Origin of the sequence: Bifidobacterium apis (assembly GCF_036986835.1) — a bacterium.
Classification (GTDB): domain Bacteria; phylum Actinomycetota; class Actinomycetes; order Actinomycetales; family Bifidobacteriaceae; genus Bombiscardovia; species Bombiscardovia apis_A.
Genome location: NZ_BTXD01000001.1, coordinates 823,652 through 840,730 on the forward strand (window position 1 = coordinate 823,652; position 17,079 = coordinate 840,730).

General features: G+C 63.1%; 12 protein-coding genes, 2 pseudogenes and 1 riboswitch. Of the genes and pseudogenes, 7 read left to right on the forward strand and 7 right to left on the reverse strand.

Features of this window, described 5'->3' with window-relative positions; translation table 11 throughout:
• Positions 1–341 precede the first annotated feature (341 nt).
• The gene (locus tag AACP62_RS03385) at positions 342–2,651 is read right to left on the reverse strand and encodes a sensor histidine kinase (RefSeq protein ID WP_339346534.1); all 2,310 of its coding nucleotides are present in this window, start codon (positions 2,649–2,651) and stop codon (positions 342–344) included.
• Here AACP62_RS03385 and AACP62_RS03390 point away from each other — a divergent pair.
• Positions 2,569–2,757 (forward strand): hypothetical protein, encoded by a 189-nt coding sequence (locus tag AACP62_RS03390; RefSeq protein WP_339346545.1) that lies wholly within the window; start codon positions 2,569–2,571, stop codon positions 2,755–2,757. The two genes, AACP62_RS03385 and AACP62_RS03390, sit on opposite strands and share 83 nt — an antisense overlap.
• A gap of 23 nt (positions 2,758–2,780) precedes the next feature.
• Here AACP62_RS03390 and AACP62_RS08350 read toward each other — a convergent pair.
• The 4 genes and pseudogenes from AACP62_RS08350 to AACP62_RS03405 all read right to left on the reverse strand — a co-directional run.
• Positions 2,781–3,110 (reverse strand): annotated as a pseudogene (locus AACP62_RS08350) (DUF7134 domain-containing protein); the annotation flags it as partial.
• Between the two features lie 611 nt (positions 3,111–3,721).
• Positions 3,722–4,705, reverse strand: a complete 984-nt coding sequence (locus AACP62_RS03395; RefSeq protein WP_425332899.1) for a ribokinase — start codon at positions 4,703–4,705, stop codon at positions 3,722–3,724.
• Between the two features lie 54 nt (positions 4,706–4,759).
• Positions 4,760–5,797, reverse strand: coding sequence for a LacI family DNA-binding transcriptional regulator (locus AACP62_RS03400; protein WP_339346309.1), 1,038 nt, complete (start codon positions 5,795–5,797; stop codon positions 4,760–4,762).
• A gap of 478 nt (positions 5,798–6,275) precedes the next feature.
• Positions 6,276–9,660, reverse strand: a pseudogene (locus AACP62_RS03405) (InlB B-repeat-containing protein).
• Positions 9,661–9,915: 255 nt separating this feature from the next.
• Between AACP62_RS03405 and AACP62_RS03415 the strand changes: the two are divergent.
• The 6 genes from AACP62_RS03415 to AACP62_RS03440 all read left to right on the forward strand — a co-directional run bounded on the left by AACP62_RS03415 (position 9,916) and on the right by AACP62_RS03440 (position 16,039).
• Complete coding sequence (locus AACP62_RS03415) at positions 9,916–11,295, forward strand: alpha/beta fold hydrolase (RefSeq protein WP_339346315.1); 1,380 nt, start codon at positions 9,916–9,918, stop codon at positions 11,293–11,295.
• A 10-nt stretch (positions 11,296–11,305) separates the two neighbouring features.
• On the forward strand, positions 11,306–12,109 hold the full coding sequence (gene proC, locus AACP62_RS03420) for a pyrroline-5-carboxylate reductase (protein WP_339346318.1): 804 nt from the start codon (positions 11,306–11,308) through the stop codon (positions 12,107–12,109).
• 42 nt (positions 12,110–12,151) lie between these two features.
• Positions 12,152–13,258, forward strand: coding sequence for a redox-regulated ATPase YchF (gene ychF / locus AACP62_RS03425; protein ID WP_029678472.1), 1,107 nt, complete (start codon positions 12,152–12,154; stop codon positions 13,256–13,258).
• Positions 13,255–14,055: an alpha/beta fold hydrolase gene (locus AACP62_RS03430; protein WP_339346322.1), complete on the forward strand. Its 801-nt coding sequence runs from the start codon at positions 13,255–13,257 to the stop codon at positions 14,053–14,055. The genes ychF and AACP62_RS03430 overlap by 4 nt, the downstream gene beginning before the upstream one ends.
• Positions 14,056–14,109: 54 nt before the next feature.
• Positions 14,110–14,925 carry a L,D-transpeptidase gene (locus tag AACP62_RS03435; RefSeq protein WP_339346324.1) on the forward strand — a complete coding sequence of 272 codons (816 nt, stop codon included), beginning with the start codon at positions 14,110–14,112 and terminating at the stop codon, positions 14,923–14,925.
• Positions 14,926–15,031: 106 nt separating this feature from the next.
• Entirely contained in the window at positions 15,032–16,039 is a 1,008-nt protein-coding gene (locus AACP62_RS03440) for a bile acid:sodium symporter family protein (RefSeq protein WP_198219181.1), read from the forward strand.
• Positions 16,040–16,071: 32 nt separating this feature from the next.
• Here AACP62_RS03440 and AACP62_RS03445 read toward each other — a convergent pair whose 3' ends face one another.
• On the reverse strand, positions 16,072–16,452 hold the full coding sequence (locus AACP62_RS03445; protein WP_339346327.1) for a fluoride efflux transporter FluC: 381 nt from the start codon (positions 16,450–16,452) through the stop codon (positions 16,072–16,074).
• Positions 16,449–16,886: a FluC/FEX family fluoride channel gene (locus AACP62_RS03450; RefSeq protein WP_339346329.1), complete on the reverse strand. Its 438-nt coding sequence runs from the start codon at positions 16,884–16,886 to the stop codon at positions 16,449–16,451. Before AACP62_RS03450 ends, AACP62_RS03445 begins: the two co-directional genes overlap by 4 nt.
• An 88-nt stretch (positions 16,887–16,974) precedes the next feature.
• Positions 16,975–17,047: riboswitch (Fluoride riboswitch) on the reverse strand.
• Between the last annotated feature and the right edge of the window lie 32 nt (positions 17,048–17,079).

Here is a 17,079-nt window from a genome sequence, read left to right on the forward strand (position 1 = left end):
TGCTTCTTTCCGCTAGATGATGGTCAGCGCCACCATCCGATTTTATCCGAGTCGAGTGTGGCTAGGAATTGCGACTGGTTTCAATTTGTAGCCAAGGTAATCGTTGTCTGATTGAGTGTTGTCTAAGCGATGGTTGTCTGAGTGATTGTTACCGAAATAACTGTTGATGGATCCACCACCAGATGGTGAAGTGAGCCGCTTCGGTTACTGACTCCTGGCCTGGGCTGATCTTCAGGTCCGTGATTCATAGAAAGCTCGATTCTTCTGCTGGACTGATTGCCTGCTGTGTTCGTTTCCTGTGTATCCATTTCCTGTGTGCTCGCCATAGGAGGTGCACACCATCAAGAACGCTCATGTCTGGAGTCCGGTTGGTCCGATTGGAAGCGCTTTGATTCCTTATCCTGTTGTGACTGTTGCGGAGGGTTGTCAGGCTGATCGTCAAGATCTACTGGCAGGGGTTTGGCGGGGTGAAGAGCCGGCAGAGGTGCGGTCTCGTGGGTGAGATCGACCATATGGTTCCTGTCTGAATTGGGGCTCTCGTCTGAGGAATTGGCGGTGTCAGTGTTTGAGTGCGAATCAGTGCTGGAACTGTGACGCAGGACTGTGAGTAGTTGTCGCATACGAGCCAGGGCCTGGCGTCCTTGGGTTGCAATGTCGCCGAAGGCTTGTGCTACCTGCTCTGGGGGAGGATCCACCTCCTTGACTTGGTAATCGTTCAACTCGGCGATGGCCTTGCTGGTGGATGCAATGACTGTATTCAGTGTGGCGGCCACCTCTACCTGCATGGTGGCGCCGATGAGTTCCCGCTCTTGATTGGCTGCCAGAGCCTGGCTTTCCTGCAAGGTCTGGTTTAGCGCGCGCTCGCGCTCCTGCTGGAGAAGCAGAACCGAACCACGAGTGCGTCGGCGTGAGGCAATCAGAATGGTCAGCAGGCAGATCAAGGCCGGTGCGGCCATCACTATGAAAAGCGCTAAATGGGATGCAGAAAAAGAGGCTTCTGCTGGTCCTTTTGTCATGTAGGACAAAATGGTGGGACACCCTTGGTTATTGACTGCACATCTGACAGCCCACAAAACCATATCCGTGATGACCGCGAACGGGACCCAGCGCCTGGTGGAGTTTTTACCGTAAACCATCGCCGAATAGACGGCGATTGGGGATAAGACTGCAGCTTCCGGCAGCCAGGGCGAGAAGAGCAGTAGCAGGGCGGCGACAGCAGCCACTATGGCGGCGCAAATGCCTGGACGGACCCTGCGCACAACCAGAGGCAAAGCGATAGCTAGTGTGGCAATGATTCTTGCTGGCCGGCCTGGATCATATTGGGGAGTGACAGGTGCTATGGCAAGAGCTTGACCTGGATTTTCTACCAAAACGACTCCGATTACCAGACCCAGGTCGGCCGTCAACGGATGGCGTTGAAACCAAACGAAGAGCATGGAGACAATCGAACGCAAGGACCATTGCGTTTGTCGGTTGGCATGTATTACTCCTTCAGGGTCGGATTTTGGCGGAGTAGCAAAAGGAATCCGCGCCTGGAGGTGGTAACCGCCCTCTGGCTTGGGACCAGCTTGGAGGCTGCCTCCCAGGGAAGTCAGTCGTTCGCGCATTCCCAAAAGGCCGAAACCTGAATGCTCAGGTCGGTCCATCTGCGGCGGAGAATCTGAATTGGTAGTGGCATGATCGAGCGGTTGGTCGTCAATGGATAGGCACAGACCGTCTGTGAGCCACTGTTCTTCAATCAGCACATCCGAAGCCGAAGCGGCATGCTTGCGAACATTGGTCAAGGCTTCTTGAAGGATCCGATAAGCAGTTATGGCGCGGCGGCGATCCAACTTTTCTGGGTGGGGTCGGCCTTCGAGGCGTCGGTTGAATTGAGATTCTGGCTGAGCAAGTTGGGCGGCATCTATCAAGTTTGTCCATGATCCGTAGCTGGTCGGCGGATTGCTTGAAGAGGTGGCACCTGAGGGCCAAATACACGCATTGTCGGCCGTATCAACGTTGGCCTTGGCAGTGTTAGCAGCTGGAGTTTCTTTGCTTGTGTGAAGATAGTCGCTGGCTTGGCTTGGCTGAGTGCGATCTGTTCCGGCTGGATCCGGATCATGAGCGTTCGCGGATTGACGAGGGGAATTCGTTTGGGCAGTTGCTTGAGATTGGTCAAGGATATGGATGTCGGCAGGATCCGTTGGTGGTGGGGAAGACGGGTGCTGGCCGGGAGGGGAATCCGCTGTTTTTTGGCTGGTTGCGGCCGCTGGGTTGGTCGGTGATTTGAGTTTGCCGAAGAGAGAGCTCAGCTCGCGTAGGGCTCGACGGCTCTCTTGATCGATGGTGCGCATGGTCTTGAGGGCCAGGCTCGTATTGGCAGTGGCTGCGTATCTGCCGGCATCGGCCTGCACGATGACGATGGACAGTGTGTGGGCGACGACATCGTGCATGTCACGCGCTATGCGGGCCCGCTCAGCACTGGCGGACAGGGCGGCGCTCTGTTCTGCCTGCAGGGCCAGGGCGTGATTGCGTTGACGAGCCTCGTCAAGGGCATCTCGCCTGGTCCGCGTCCAGTAGGCTGTGACGATGGCTACGAGCAGTAAAAGCCCTTCGATCAGAAAATTCGATAGGAAGGTGGTCGCCAGTTCTCTGAATGAGATCGGCCACATTGAGGTGCGGTCCGGCTGTGCTCTGCCCGGAGGCAGAAACCCCAAATCGACCAATGTGAAGATAAGGCAGGACAAGGGCGTCATGACCCAGGCCAAGGTCAGGTAGAGTCGACGCAAGGATGGGCGTCCATAGAGCAGACATGAATAGACCATAACCAGGCAGACTGCATCGGCGGGCATGATGGCTGGCCCCAACAAAAGCTGAGCCAGAGCCACAGCAACGAAGAGCCAGGCTGCCAGGTCGGGGAATCGACGACGGATAACGACAGGAGCTATGAGCAGGACCGTCCACATCAGGATTAGGTTTTCCTGCAAGGGGATCAGGGCCCCATCTTTGAGATTGGCGGTGGAGCCACTCAATAGAAGCAACAGAAGGATGGCGAAGAGAGCGTCAGTCAGCAGCATTCGATTATTGGACCTGGTGATTGGTCGCTGCGCTGTTTGACTGACTGTGCTCATGGGATCAACACTATTCAGGGACGGAGGGAGGTGCCATCGGTCCGAGGGATGATGTGGTCAAATGTGGGCCCAGGCTGTCCGAAAGTGGATAAGCCGGAGCAGTCGCGATCGGGGGTGGGTGCTGAATGGCGAGTCGGAGGATGGTGAGTCGGAAGATGGCGGCTTTGCAGATGGCGATTGCCGTTTATCGGTCTGGCCGCTTTGGCCTTGGGAGGCCTATACCGTTCCTTGCCATGGTGCTGTACGCGCATTCTTACATGGAATGGCTTTCTGCATAGCATGCACGGCCGAGACGTATGCGTACCCCAATGCACGGTCCCAATCCTCGGATGGCTTTACTGGCAACAAGTTCGGATTCCATACTTGGATTCAGCAGGCAGTAAGAGCGGATCGCAGACTTGCGCTCAGTCGGCAATGGGTTTGGATTCCATATGGATTCCACATTTGTGCTCAACCGGCAACCGGCAACCGGCAATTGGCAACCGGCAACAAGTATGCATCCCATATCCATCCATCCAGCCTGTATTCCACAGATACCAGTCAGGCCGACGAATCGTCGTGCATTCCGCAACGGTTCGTCGGCCTGACAACGCAGGGGAGGGCACCCAGTCTCAGGAGAAACGCAGCCGAATCTGCTCGGCCGTGCCGTAGGAGGCCTGCGCCCCCTGCCCGGTGGCGGCGTAGGCGGAGACATAGGAGGCCAGCTGGGCGGCCTCAACCAGGGTCATATCGGAGGCCAGGCCGGCCAGCACGGTGCCCATGAAGGCGTCCCCGCAGCCGGTGGTGTCCACGGCGTCCACATGCACGGCGTGAATCCGGTAGGTCCGGCCCTGGTCCAGCACCATGGACCCCTCGCCGCCCAGGGTGACGATGGCCCGGTGGAAGCCGAAGTCCCGCATGGTCTGGTTGATCCGGTCCCAGTCGGCCCCCAGCCAGTCGCCGTCTTCGGGCTCGTCGATGCCCAGCAGCTGGGCCATCTCATGCTCGTTGACCAGGATCAGGTCCGAGTTGGCGATCAGGTCGGCAGGCAGATCGGCGCGGAAGGGGGAGTCGTTGAGCAGCACGGTCATGCCGGCCTCGTGGCCCATGCGCGCGGCCTCGGTGACCGTCTCGATGGGGCTCTCCAGGCACAGGCCCAGCACCTTGGCCGAGGTCAGGGCCTGGCGGGAGCGGTGGGCGTAGTCCACATCCACCTTGCCGTTGGAGCCGGGGGAGTAGACGATGGTGTTCTCGCCGCGCGCATCCACGGTGATGACTGTGGTTCCGCTGGCTCCGGGCACGGTCATCACATGGGAGACGTCCACCCCGGCGTTGCCCAGCTGTCCCAGCAGGAAGTCGGCGTTGGAGTCGGATCCCACGGCCCCGAAGAGCCTGACCTGGGCGCCGATGCGGGCCGCGGTCGCCGCCTGGTTGGCCGACTTGCCCCCGGGCAGCACCTGCAGGGGACCCCCGTTGATGGTCTCGCCGGGCTTGGGAAGCCGGTCGGTGTTGACGGTGTAGTCCGCATTCATGGACCCGACCACCGAGATGGACCCCGTGATGGTATCCAGTCCCTTGAGCACCTGGTCGGGTACCGCCGCCATATCTTGCATCATGTTTCTCCGTTCCTTGATGAGCTTGTCCGCCTTGATGATCACGCTGTGACAGGTTCAGGGATCCTGGCCGGTGTGCGCGGGCGGGCGACCCACCGAGGCGCAGTGGCGGTAGCTGGTCTGCAGCCGGACCGACCGCACGGGCGAGCCGGCCATCAGAGCCAGGAGCATGTCCACGCAGCGGGTTCCCATGGTGTCGATCTGCTGGGAGATGGTCGACACGGCCGGGGTCAGGATGCGGAAGACGGGCAGGTCGTCGAAGGTGATCATGGACAGGTCCTCGCCGATGCCGATTCCCCGGGACTGTGCCGTTTTGATGGCGCGTATGGCATCCAGGGAGGATCCGAAGAGCACGCCGGTGATTCCCTGCCGGGCCCAGAGGTCGATCATGTCAGGGTCGAAGGTGCCGGGCTCTACCTGGTCGGCCAGGGGGTCGTCCATGCCCTCGATGCCTGCCAGCAGGTTCCGGTAGATGTCCAGGCGTTCGCGGAAGGTGGCCGATTCCTTGAGGGGCCCGGGCACTAGGGTGATGTGTCGGTGGCCCTGGGCGTGCAGATCCTCAAGGGCCTGCCGCAGGCCGGGCTCGGGGTCGGCGTCCACGCAGGGGATGGCCCGCCCGTCGCGTCCGGCGGCACCCTCGGCGGCACGGTCCACGCAGACCAGTGGCAGTCCGCGTCGGGTCAGTTCCTCCAAGGTGTGCGAGGAACGCGGCCCGGGCACGATGATGGCTCCGTCGATGTGCTGGCCCAGCAGGTTGCGCACCTGCGCCCGGTCCTCGCCGGGGTCGCCCTGGGTGGAGGTGCAGATCAGCGTCTGGAAGCCGTGGTTGAGCAGCTGGCCTTGGATCAGGTAGGCCAGGTCCGCGAAGTAGGAGTTGCGGATGTCGGGGATGAGCAGGCCGATGGTGCGCGAGTGGGCGGAGTGCATGGATCGGGCCCGGGAGTCCGGCACATAGTGCAGGTCGTGGATGACCTGGTTGATGCGCTGTCGTGTGGCGGGGGAGATGCGCCCGGAGTCGTTGAGGGCTCGGGAGACCGTCGATACGGAGACACCGGCCCGTTGGGCCACATCCCTGATCGTCGCGTACGCCATCATGGCCTTTCGTCGAAGTGGTCGGCCGCCGGGCCGGACTGCCGACCTCGGCGGTTGCCTGACCGCCGCCATGGGCAGGCGAACGGTTCTGACAGCCTTCAGTTATATCAGTGCGGTAACGATACCGCAACTTTCACAGCATGGCCCGTCGAGGGTTGGCTGTGGGTGAAGGCGAGCAAGGTTGAATGCTGGGGGATGAAGCTGCTGTTTGCGCGATTATGCTGGGATAGGGAGATGGACAGCGGCCAGGCTGGCTGGAGGCTGTTGAGCCTCCTGGCCGGCCTGGCCGTGTTTCCTCCTCTCCCAGGCGGAGAGGAGGGCGTGCATGCCTGCCCTCGGCTTCCCGCCTGCAGAAGTGTGGTGGGGGCGCGGGAGGAAAGTGTCGGGCTCTCTTGGGGATGAGCCTTTAAGTGGCACTTGTCCTCCCTGCTCCCCCTTGATGGGCCGGGGGCGGGGGGATTGATATGCCGCCCGGCCGCTCTTACTCGTGCAAAGCGTGCAATAGTCGGCGTGTTTCCTGCCGGTGGCGGCGGGATGCCAGGACCCCGCCCATGCCGGTCATGCCGGTGGCCAGGGTGAGCAGGATGCCTTCCCCGCCGGCCTTGGGGAGCATGCCTGCTGGCAGGTACGTGTACTTCAAGGATGTGTCGGGCGTTTGGGGTGCGCTGCCGAGCGTGTAGTCGACGCTGACGGTGACTGTGCCCGGCTGGTGCGGGGGCGTGGTCACGGTGACGCTGCTGCCGTCGCCGCGCGTCAGGCCTGATGCGGGGGTCTGGTCGAACCTGACGCCGGTGATCGCCAGAGCCAGGTTGAACGACACCGGCACAGGAACAGGGCTCTGGGCTTTACTGTTATATAGCCCTGTGGGGATGCTGTTGTTGCCGAGCTGGCCATAGCCGTTCCATCCCCAGGCCCAGGCGTTCCCGTCGCTGCCCACGGCCAACGAATGATGGCCTCCGGCGCTGAGCTGTGCGGCTTGCAGCCCTTGGCTCTTGTCGGTGGGGTTGTCGGGGTCGCGCACGCGCACAGGAACAGACGAAGTGCTGCCGCTGGTGTTGTTGCCGAGCTGGCCATAGCCGTTTGATCCCCAGGCGTAGGCGTTGCCGTCGCTGCCCACGGCCAACGAATGCCAGTATCCTGCGCTGACCTGCACGTAGGTGAAATCCGCAGGCAGGTCCGGGTACGCCTTGCGGTCAGGCGTCCTCACCCTGACCGGCGTATGCTGGTCGGTGCTCGTCCCGTTGCCGAGCTGGCCATAGTAGTTGTATCCCCAGGCGTAGGCGTTGCCGTCGCTGCCCACGGCCAACGAATGCCAGTATCCTGCGCTGACCTGCAGGTAGGTGAAATCCGCAGGCGCGCCTGCAGGCTTCCCCACTTTGACCGGCGTATTCCGGTAGCTGCTGTTCGTCCCCTCGCCGAGCAGGCCATAGGTGTTGGATCCCCAGGCGTAGGCGTTGCCGTCGCTGCCCAGGGCCAGGGAATGCTGCCATCCGGCGCTGACCTGCAGGTAGGTGAAATCCGCAGGCGCGCCTGCAGGCTTCCCCACTTTGACCGGCGTATTCCGGTAGCTGCTGTTCGTCCCCTCGCCGAGCTGGCCATAGGTGTTAAATCCCCAGGCGTAGGCGTTGCCGTCGCTGCCCACGGCCAACGAATGCCAGTATCCTGCGCTGACCTGCAGGTAGGTGAAATCCGCAGGCGCGCCTGCAGGCTTCCCCACTTTGACCGGCGCAGACCGGGGGTTTGTTGTCCCGTCGCCGAGCTGGCCATAGGTGTTGTATCCCCAGGCGTAGGCGTTCCCGTCGCTGCCCACCGCCAGGGAAAAACCATAGCTGAAGTCTTTGCTTCCGCTGACCTGGCTGAACCTGATGCCCCGGCTGGCGCTGTCCGGCGGGGTGATGGTGGTGGATTCCCTGCCCAGCTGGCTGCCCTTATTAGGGCTGATGCTCCACGTGCTGTTCCGGCCTGCCGGCGTCCAGTGGGCGGTCAGGGTCAGGTCCTTGCCGACGGGCCTGCTGAAATCATAGGCGACATCCCCGGTGAACCAGCCGTCGAACAGGAAGCCTTCCCGCACAGGGTCGGGGGAGGGGCGCTTCACCCTGCCGTACGGGGCGGAGACATGCTGGTCCGCCGGTTTCGGGCTTCCGCCGCCCGTGTCGAAGCGGACCGTGAACGCGGATCGTTGTCCGGCGCCTCTGGTCAGCGGCTGGTCGACCGTGTACGCAAGGCTCCTGGCGAAAGGCTGCCCGTCCTGCCTGCCGGTGATGAGGATGGCGGCTGGCCCCGGCTTGCGGGCGGGGATCTCCGCCTGCCAGGCATCGTTGCTCCTGCTGAGCGTCAATGCGTGGCCGTCCAGGCTGGCTGATTCCAGGATGGACGCTGTGGCGGTGTCGAGCCTGACGGGTTTGCCGGGGTTGCCTTGGGCATCCATGCTCCACGCGAGCATGCCGCCCTGCCTGCTGATGGCGCTGATCCTGCTGCCGGCAGCGGCGGCCTGCATGTACTGCTGGCTCCCGTCGTCCGCGCGCTTGGGGGTTTTGCCGGGCTTCCAGGCCCAAATGTGGCCGTCCGTATCGGTGATGACGGCCTGGTCATTGCTTGTGGTGATCCGGCTGGCTTGCACGCCGTCCGGCAGGCCGACGGTTGCAGGAATGGCTGTGCTGCCAGCCAGGTACCGGGGCTGCCCGTCCGCATCCAGGAGGAGGAACCCCTGGCTGAGGACCTGGGCTTGGACGATGCGCATGCCCGGGTTCTGCCTGATGTGCTCGGGTTGGACGTTGCCGGTGTTTGTTGTATCACTCGTCCAGGCTTGCCCGTCCGCGTCCACGATGAGAGCCTGGCTGCCGGAGGAGGCGGTGACGGCCTGCGCCTGTCCGGGCAGGCTGAGTGTGGCCTGTTCTGTGACTTTCGGGTCTTGGTCTTGGTTGTCTTGGAAGGCGTGGACCTGTCCCCGCTGGTCCACGGCGAGCAGGAGGTTGTCGTTGATACTGATGCTGCTGAATTGGGTGCTCTGGCTGGTGTCGAGGATGGTGGGTGCGGGCTGTCGGCTGGTCCAGGTGTATATCTTCTGGTCGGATCCGAGAGCCGCCTGCCGGCGGCTGCCTGCTGCGGCCTGCAGGTAGCGGAACCCGTCGGCAGCCTGGGCGGGGAAGGGAACCTGCTTGGGCGGGCTGTCTTGTGTCCAGGTGTAGATGCGGCCGTCGCCGGTCAGGCCGACAAGCTGGCCGCCTGCGGCTCGGACGCTGACGTAGTAGGGCTCCTGCAGGCTGGGCGGGCTGATGGTCAGCCTTGCGCCGGCGGCGGGCCCGTGGTCAGGGTTCAGCGTCCAGTCCGTGGTCTTCGTCCACTGGGCTTTCAGGGTCGTGTCCTGGAGGACGGGGGTCCGGAAGTCGAAAGGCTGGCCGTCAAGCATCCACCCGTCGAACCGGAATCCGGGTCGCTGCGGATTCTGCTGCGGGGGAGCGGCGAGAGTCCCGGTTTTCACGGTCGTTTGGGTGGGTTTGCTGCCGTCGGCCGGGTCGAAGCGTACAGTGTGTGTGGCTTGATTGTCTGTCTTATTGGATGGCTTGGTTGAAGCGGGGTCTGTGTTTTCAGGCGTTCCCGTCCTCGATGACGGGATTTCTGAACTTGCTGTCGGGCTTAACGGTGTGGTGGCTTGTATCGGTGAGGATGTGGGCAGTGGGGTATCTGGTGCGCTGCTGGGGAGGGTGCCGGGGTTTTGCTCAGCTACGCGAGGGGTCTGACGACCCCCCCCCCCCGGTGAGGATGGGAGCGTCCGCCTGGGCGGATGCGACGCCCAGGCCTGCAAGCATTCCCAGCAGGACGGTCGTCATCGCCAAGGTGCGACGCAGACGGGAAACCAGATGCATGAAACCAAAACCCCTTCACCAAACACCAAACGGAATCAACGCCGCTTGTCTGTAAACGCCTTGCTTGTCGGAAGCCTTCCGGTCTTCTAACGCCAGCCCGTGCATCGGATTGCAGGAGCCAATGGCGAAGCCAGCCGTCTTCTCGACATCCCCCGCTTTTCACCCTACCACCCAGCCCACGGACAACACACAGGAGCCAGGTCCAACCGCCCGGGGACAATGAACCCGACTGACCTGAAAGAAAGGAGCCAGCGTATGACCAACCAGGGATACTATCTGCCGGGACTCTACGTGAGTGAGGGGTCCATCCCCGTTCCCTTGGACTGGGCGGGCAGTGAACCTGGCGTCTGGCGAGCCGAAGATCATTCGGACCAGGGGGTCATCCGCTGCTTCTACCGCGTGGTCTGTGCCCCCGAGCACATCCACGATGACCTGCCGCTGCTGGTCTACCTGCAGGGCGGACCAGGCTCGGGCGCCCCACGGCCGTTGAACGCCACTGCCGACGGGTGGATGCCTGAGGCCCTGCGCCACTTCCGCATTGTCCTGCCCGACCAGCGGGGTACGGGCCGGTCCAACGCCATTGATGGCTCCACCATGGCCTCCTTGGGTGAGCCCCGGGCCCAGGCCGACTATCTGAAGCATTTTCTGGCGGACTCCATCATCAGGGACTTCGAGCACCTGCGTCGCTCGGTCTTCGCCGGCCGTCCCTGGGTGACCCTTGGGCAGAGTTTCGGCGGCTTCCTGACCATGGCCTACCTGTCGAACTTCCCCGAAGGTATTGCTGCGGCTTTTACCACCGGAGGCGTGCCCCACATCCCCGCTGATGCCTATGAGCTCTATTCCCATACCTTCACCAAGATGGCCCAGCGGTCCCAGATCTTCTATCAGCGCTATCCAGGGGACCGAGACCGTGTGGCGGCCATTGCCGACCGGCTGGCCCAGGGCGATGTGGTCCTGCCCGGTGGCGACCCCCTGAGCGTGGAGCGGCTGCAGACCCTGGGTGCCGACCTGGGCAAGAGCGGCGGGTTCGAGCGTCTCCACTGGCTGTTGGACACGGCCTTCCTGGACGGCGACGGCAGCCTGCCCGCTTCCGGCGCTAGCAGCTCCCGGGCCACCCTCTCGCAGGCCTTCCTGGAGGGGGTGCGGGCGGCCACTGCCGTTACACCGCTCTACTGGCCCCTGCAGGAGTTCATCTACGCCGACGGGGACTGCGAACCCCTGCGCTGGGCTGCGCAGCGGGTGCGCGATGCCCGTCCTGAATTCGACACTGCTGCCCGTCCGCTCATGTTCACCGGGGAGGCGATCTTCCCCTGGATGTTCGAGCAGGAGTCGGCCCTGCGTCCCTTCGGCCCGGCGGTCAGCCTGCTCATGGAGGAGGGCTCCTGGGGCCACCTGTACGAACCCGACCGCCTTGCCGACAATCAGGTACCCCTGCAGGCCGCGGTCTATGCCGACGACCTCTACGTGCCCTCCGAGCTTCAGCTGGACACCCTCTCGCGCGTGGGCCACGCCCATGCCTGGGTGACCAACGAGTTCGAGCACGACGGGCTGCACGGGGACAGGGTCTTCGCCCACCTCTACCGGCTGGCCCTGGAGCGCGGCGATCTGGAGGGGCTCTTCCCGGCGCGCGGCTAGACTTGAGGGCATGAACACGGACTCATTGACTCTCGGATTCATCGGATACGGCAACATGGCCCAGGCCATGGCCCAGGGCCTGGTCGACGCAGGCGTGCTGCCCGGCGGCCGGATTGTGGCTTGCGCAGCCCACTACGATCGCCTGGTGGAGCGGACGGCCCAGCTTGGAGTGCGGCCAATGCACTCCGGCACCGAGGTGGCTGCGGCCGCCGACCTGGTGATTCTGGCCGTCAAACCGGAGCAGGTGGCCCAGGTCTGCGAACCCATCCGCCATGAGCTGGCTGACCCGGACCGCATGGTCCTCTCGGTGGTGGGCGGCATGACCCTTGAGGACTATGCCGACATCCTGGAGGAGGGCACCCACCTGATCTGCGCCATTCCCAACACCCCCATTTCGGTAGGGCAGGGGATTCTGGTCACCCAGGAGGACGATACCCTGACCGACCAGCAGCGGGAGCTTTTCACCCAGGTCTTCGACCCGGTGGCCATGATCGAGCGTCTGCCCCGGGAGCTGGTCTCGGTGGGCACGACCATCGCCGGATGCGCGCCCGCCTACACGGCCATGTACATGGAGGCCCTGGCCGACGCCGGGGTGGAGCACGGGCTGCCCAGGCAGGCGGCCTACCGGCTGGCGGCTCGCATGGTGCAGGGGACCGGAGCCCTCTACCTGGCCACCGGCACCAACCCCGGGGCCATGAAGGACGCGGTCTGTTCGCCGGGCGGAACCACCATCAAGGGGGTCGCATCCCTGGAGAAGCACGGCTTCCGTGGAGCGGTCATCGAGGCCATCGATGCGGTGGAGCGCGGCGACTAGGGGGAGCCACGCCGGGGCAGTCCGGGCAATAGACTGGTGGATATGTCGTTAACCATAGGAATCGTCGGGCTGCCCAACGTTGGCAAGTCCACACTCTTCAACGCCCTCACCCGCAACAACGTTCTGGCGGAGAACTACCCCTTCGCCACCATCGAGCCCAACACCGGCATCGTGCCCCTGCCCGACGACCGTCTGCCCGTCCTGGCCAAGCTGGTCCACACGGACAAGATCGTGCCCGCCACGGTCACCTTCGTGGACATCGCCGGCATCGTCAAGGGGGCCTCGGAGGGGGAGGGGCTGGGCAACCAGTTCCTGGCCAACATCCGCGAGGCCGACGCCATCTGCGAGGTGGTCCGTGCCTTCAATGACGACGACATCGTCCACGTCAACGGCAAGGTGGATCCGGCCGACGACATCGACACCATCAACACCGAGCTGATCCTGGCCGACATGCAGACCATCGACAAGGCCCTGCCCAAGCTGGAGAAGGACCAGCGCGGCGGCAAGATCAAGCCCGCCTACCTGGACACCGTCCGCAAGGCCAAGGAGATTCTGGGCCAGGGGCGGACCATCGACCAGGCGGCCCAGGCCGGGGACATCGACAAGGACGAGCTCTACGACCTGCATCTGATGACCGCCAAGCCCTTCATCTACGTCTTCAATGTGGACGACGACGAGCTGCAGAACGAGGACATGAAGAAGCAGCTGGCCGACTCCGTGGCTCCTGCGCCCGCCATCTTCCTCAACGCCCAGTTCGAGTCCGAGCTGACCGAGCTGGATGAGGCCGATGCGCGAGAGATGCTGACCGACGCCGGGCTCAAGGAGTCCGGACTGGACCAGCTGGCCCGGGTGGGCTTCGACATCCTCGGTCTGCAGACCTTCCTGACCGCCGGGGTCAAGGAGGTGCGCGCCTGGCAGATCCACAAGGGCTGGACCGCCCCCCAGGCCGCCGGTGTCATCCACACCGACTTCGAGAAGGGCTTCATCAAGGCCGAGGTGGTCTCCTACGACGACTTTGTGGCCGCCGACGGCTCCTACGCCAAGGTGCGTGAGGAGGGCAAGATGCGCCTTGAGGGCAAGGACTACGTCATGCAGGACGGCGACATCGTGGAGTTCAAGACCGGCATCCCCTCCGGTTCAAAGAAGTGAACTCCAAGCCCGGGTTCGCCATTCGCCGGGGTCATGGGCTGCCGCTGATCTTTGTGCACGGGTCAGGTGTGGACCACCACATCTTCGACGACCTGGACCCCGTCTTTGAGCGGGTCGGCGGCTTCGAGCGGATTTACCTGGACCAGCCTGGCTTCGGCCGCACACCGCCCGACCCGTCTATCCTCGATCTGGACGGTCTGGCCCGGTGGCTGGATGACCAGGTGGACATTTTCAGCGGTGGCGGCCCCTTCGCCCTGGTGGGTAACTCCCTGGGCGGGTTGCTCAGCCGCCATGCCGCCGCCGGTCGGTTGGACCGTTGCCGGGGGATGGCCCTGCTCTCCTCGGTGGTCGATCCGGTGACCGCCCACAGACGCCTGCCCCCGCGTCAGGTGCTGGTCCAGGACGACCAGGGCCTGGCCGATGTGGACGAGTTCACCAGGCATGCCTACCGGCAGATGGCTGTGGTGGAGTCCAGGGAGCATCTTGAGGCCTACCAGCACACCATCATGCCCGGTATTCGTTCGGCCGATGCCGACACGGTGGCTCGAATGGAGGGGCACTACCAGCTGGATATGGAATTCGACCAGGTCTGGTCCGGATTCATAGCCCCTGTGCTCTTCGTCTGCGGCCGTCAGGATGACCGTGTGGGCTACCTGGACCAGTTCGACCTGGCCTGCCGCTTCCCCCGGGCCTCCTACTCGCTGCTGGACCGGGCCGGTCACAATGTGCAGATCGAGCAGACCGCCCTGGTGTGCGACCTGCTGGAGGATTGGGCCAGGCAGGTGCTGAAAGGCTGAGTCCGCCTTGTTTCCTTCTGCCGCTAAAATGAACTGTGCATACAGGTTCGTTCGATGGCGACGAAGGGGAAGGACATGGCTGTCTGGGGATTAGATGGCAAACGCCTTAAGCGGCGTGTGCTTGCCGTGCTCCGTTGGCTGCTGGACCCCATCCGCCGCACGCCTGTGGTAGTGACAACCGCCCTGTTGACGCTGTTGCTGACAGTCCTGATCGTCAACCGGATCCAGCCAGTGGATGCGGCTCATGCGGAACGATCAGCAGGTGCGAGCGCTTCCAGCACAGCCACTGTTTCGGCGAGACAATTTCCCAAGGCGCATCATTCCGGTAAATCCGAGTCCTCCTCTTCATCAGCGACAAAGAGGCACACAAAGGAACCAGATGAGGAGCAGACAAAGGTTGAGAAGACAGACTCTGCTAGCTCCTCCACTCAGCCTGTCGATTGGCTCAAGCCCTCGCAGCAGGTCGATTACCCGGATCCTGCGGCCCATCCCGGACTCTCCTTGGAGGTCAGTCTACGGGACCAGCGGGTCTATGTGCGCGACGGGTCTCAACTGCTATACACCATGTACGCCTCGACGGGCATGGACGATTCCACGCCCAGGGGCAGCTTCCGTATCCAGTCTGAGCGCGGCGACCACTTCTACAACCCCAGGGAGGGGATGGGCGCCCGTTACTACACCAGCTTTCTGAACCACGGGGTCTTCCTCTTCCACTCGGTCCCCACTGATTCCAGCGGAAGCTACATCAAGGAGGAGGCTGACTTGCTGGGTGTCCGCCCTAGCTCCCACGGTTGCATCCGACTGACCGCGCCCGACGCCCTATGGATCATGCAGTCCGTGCCCGCCGGCACGCCCGTCCTGGTCAAGTGAATTTCAGCACGTCCAAAATGTGACCATTCACCTGCGCTCTCGACTTGGGTTTCCTAATTTTGCCCCTACAACAGAGAGAACTATCGAGAGGAAGTGGTCAGGAATCATGCAAAAGGTGCAGCGGTTCAGTGACTGGTTGACTAAGTGGTTCATTCTGGTGGTCCTAGTTTGGGCCGCCATCAACTTCTTTGTCCCGCAGATTAGCATTTGGGCCCGCAGCTACACCAACTACTTCCTGAGCATTATTCTCTTCGGCATGGGACTGACCCTGAGCCTGGACGATTTCAAGCGAATCGTCAAGATGCCGCTCATGGTCATCGTCGGCACCATAGCCCATTACCTGATCATGCCCCTGCTGGCCGTGTTGCTCTGCCGCATCTTCCGGCTGGACGGCATGATCGCTGTGGGAGTCATCCTGGTGGGCTGCTGCCCTTCGGGGACCTCCTCCAACGTCATGTCCTACCTGTCGCGCGGCGATGTGGCCCTGGACGTGTCCATAGGCCTGCTTTCCACGCTTTGCGCGCCCTTCATGATCCCCATGCTGATGAACCTGCTGGCCAGCCAGTATGTGGCCATCCCCACCAAGCAGCTCTTCCTGACCGCCCTTGAGGTGGTGCTGATCCCCATCGCCCTGGGCCTGGCCGTCCACGCCATCTTCAAGGAGAAGGTGCAGAAGGTGACCGTGGCCCTGCCGGCAGTCTCGCAGATCGCCATCCTGGTCATCATCGGCGTGGTCGTCTCCGTCAACCATGCCAAGCTCTTCACCGCCGCCACTGCCCTGGTTCTGCCGGTGGTCATGCTCCACAACCTGTGCGGGTACGGGCTGGGCTTCCTCTTCAGCCGGCTCATGTACCGCATCTACCCCAAGGGGTTCCGCTACGCCCAGCAGAAGGCCATCACCTTCGAGGTGGGCATGCAGGATTCCGGGCTGGGCGCGACCCTGGCCCTGCAGGCCTTCGCGGCCGACCCGATCGTTGCCATCCCCTCCACCTTCTTCAGCGTCTGGCACAACATCTCCGGCTCGGTTCTGTCCGCCTGGTGGCGTCGGCATGACGACCGTCTCGGGATTGCCGCCGACTCCGCCCAGGGTCGTCCGGAACCGGCTCGCGCCTGATTTCGGAACGCCTTGATTGCTGGCTGGACCTGCTATATGCCCGGTCCGGCCAGCAGGAAGCCCAGGGCCGTCAACAGAGGCGGCAGGAAGATTGAAGCTGCTAGATAGCCCAGGGCTGCCAGGTGCCGTCTCTGTCGAGCCAGGGCCAACACTTCGTTGACCGCTGTCGAGAAAGTGGAGAAGCCACCCAGCAGTCCTGTGGCCAGCAGCAGCCGTCCCCAGTCAGGCAGTCCGTGGAAGGTGGCCAGGGCGGCCACCAGCCCTGCAGCCAATCCGGCCAACAAGTTGATGACCATGGTCGACAGGGGCAGATCCACCTGCCAGCGGGCCTTGACCAGGGTGTCCAGCAGGTAGCGAAGTCCGGCACCCAGGCCGCCGCACAGGCAGATCAGCAATGTCAATGCAATGGTCATCGCGCACCCGCCTGGATATGTGCGGCCAGACGTGTTCCCAGTGCTGCCATGGCCCAGGAGGCCATCAGGCCTCCGGCAAAGGAGACCAGCAGGTAGGCAAGTGTTGCCTGGACTTGACCGCCCGACAGGCCTTGGACCAGTTCCAGCGAGAGGGTAGACATGGTCGACAGCCCTCCGCACAGGCCCATGCCCAGACCCTTGTTGGTCAGCTGCCTTCGGCGTGCATGTGCGCTTTTGGGAAGCCCGGCCAGGAAGGCGGTCAGCAGGGCGTAACCTGCGCAGGCGATTAGGTTGGCCAGGAGGGTTCCTGGATGCAGTGGGCCGCTCTGGCTCGGCAGCAGGCTCAGGGCGTACCGGCAGCCGGTGCCCAGTGTTCCGCCCAGTATCACCACCAGGGCCGTGGCCATATCAGGTCCGGTAGGGGGTTTGGTCATTGAGGTCTCGGTTCCCGACGGATCAGCGTCCGCAGGGTCAGGTTGGATGGCATGTGCCTGCACCCGGCCCACAGACGGGTCGTCGAATCGTGGTGCAGGAACTATCAGCGGTTTGCGGTTCGGGGCTCAAGCCCCGGGCGGGTTCCATCGCCCGATGCTCATTCTAGGAGCCCAAGGGGACCGCAACTGCCAT

Bases quoted from the DNA above. Each gene is read 5' to 3' on its own strand.
- AACP62_RS03450 (WP_339346329.1), bottom strand. From the start codon at position 16,886: ATGACCAAACCCCCTACCGGACCTGATATGGCCACGGCCCTGGTGGTG.
- AACP62_RS03435 (WP_339346324.1), top strand. From the start codon at position 14,110: ATGGCGACGAAGGGGAAGGACATGGCTGTCTGGGGATTAGATGGCAAA.
- AACP62_RS03415 (WP_339346315.1), top strand. From the start codon at position 9,916: ATGACCAACCAGGGATACTATCTGCCGGGACTCTACGTGAGTGAGGGG.
- AACP62_RS03395 (WP_425332899.1), bottom strand. From the start codon at position 4,705: ATGATGCAAGATATGGCGGCGGTACCCGACCAGGTGCTCAAGGGACTG.
- AACP62_RS03385 (WP_339346534.1), bottom strand. From the start codon at position 2,651: ATGTGGCCGATCTCATTCAGAGAACTGGCGACCACCTTCCTATCGAAT.
- proC (WP_339346318.1), top strand. From the start codon at position 11,306: ATGAACACGGACTCATTGACTCTCGGATTCATCGGATACGGCAACATG.
- AACP62_RS03400 (WP_339346309.1), bottom strand. From the start codon at position 5,797: ATGATGGCGTACGCGACGATCAGGGATGTGGCCCAACGGGCCGGTGTC.
- AACP62_RS03440 (WP_198219181.1), top strand. From the start codon at position 15,032: ATGCAAAAGGTGCAGCGGTTCAGTGACTGGTTGACTAAGTGGTTCATT.
- AACP62_RS03390 (WP_339346545.1), top strand. From the start codon at position 2,569: ATGGCTACGAGCAGTAAAAGCCCTTCGATCAGAAAATTCGATAGGAAG.
- ychF (WP_029678472.1), top strand. From the start codon at position 12,152: ATGTCGTTAACCATAGGAATCGTCGGGCTGCCCAACGTTGGCAAGTCC.
- AACP62_RS03445 (WP_339346327.1), bottom strand. From the start codon at position 16,452: ATGACCATTGCATTGACATTGCTGATCTGCCTGTGCGGCGGCCTGGGT.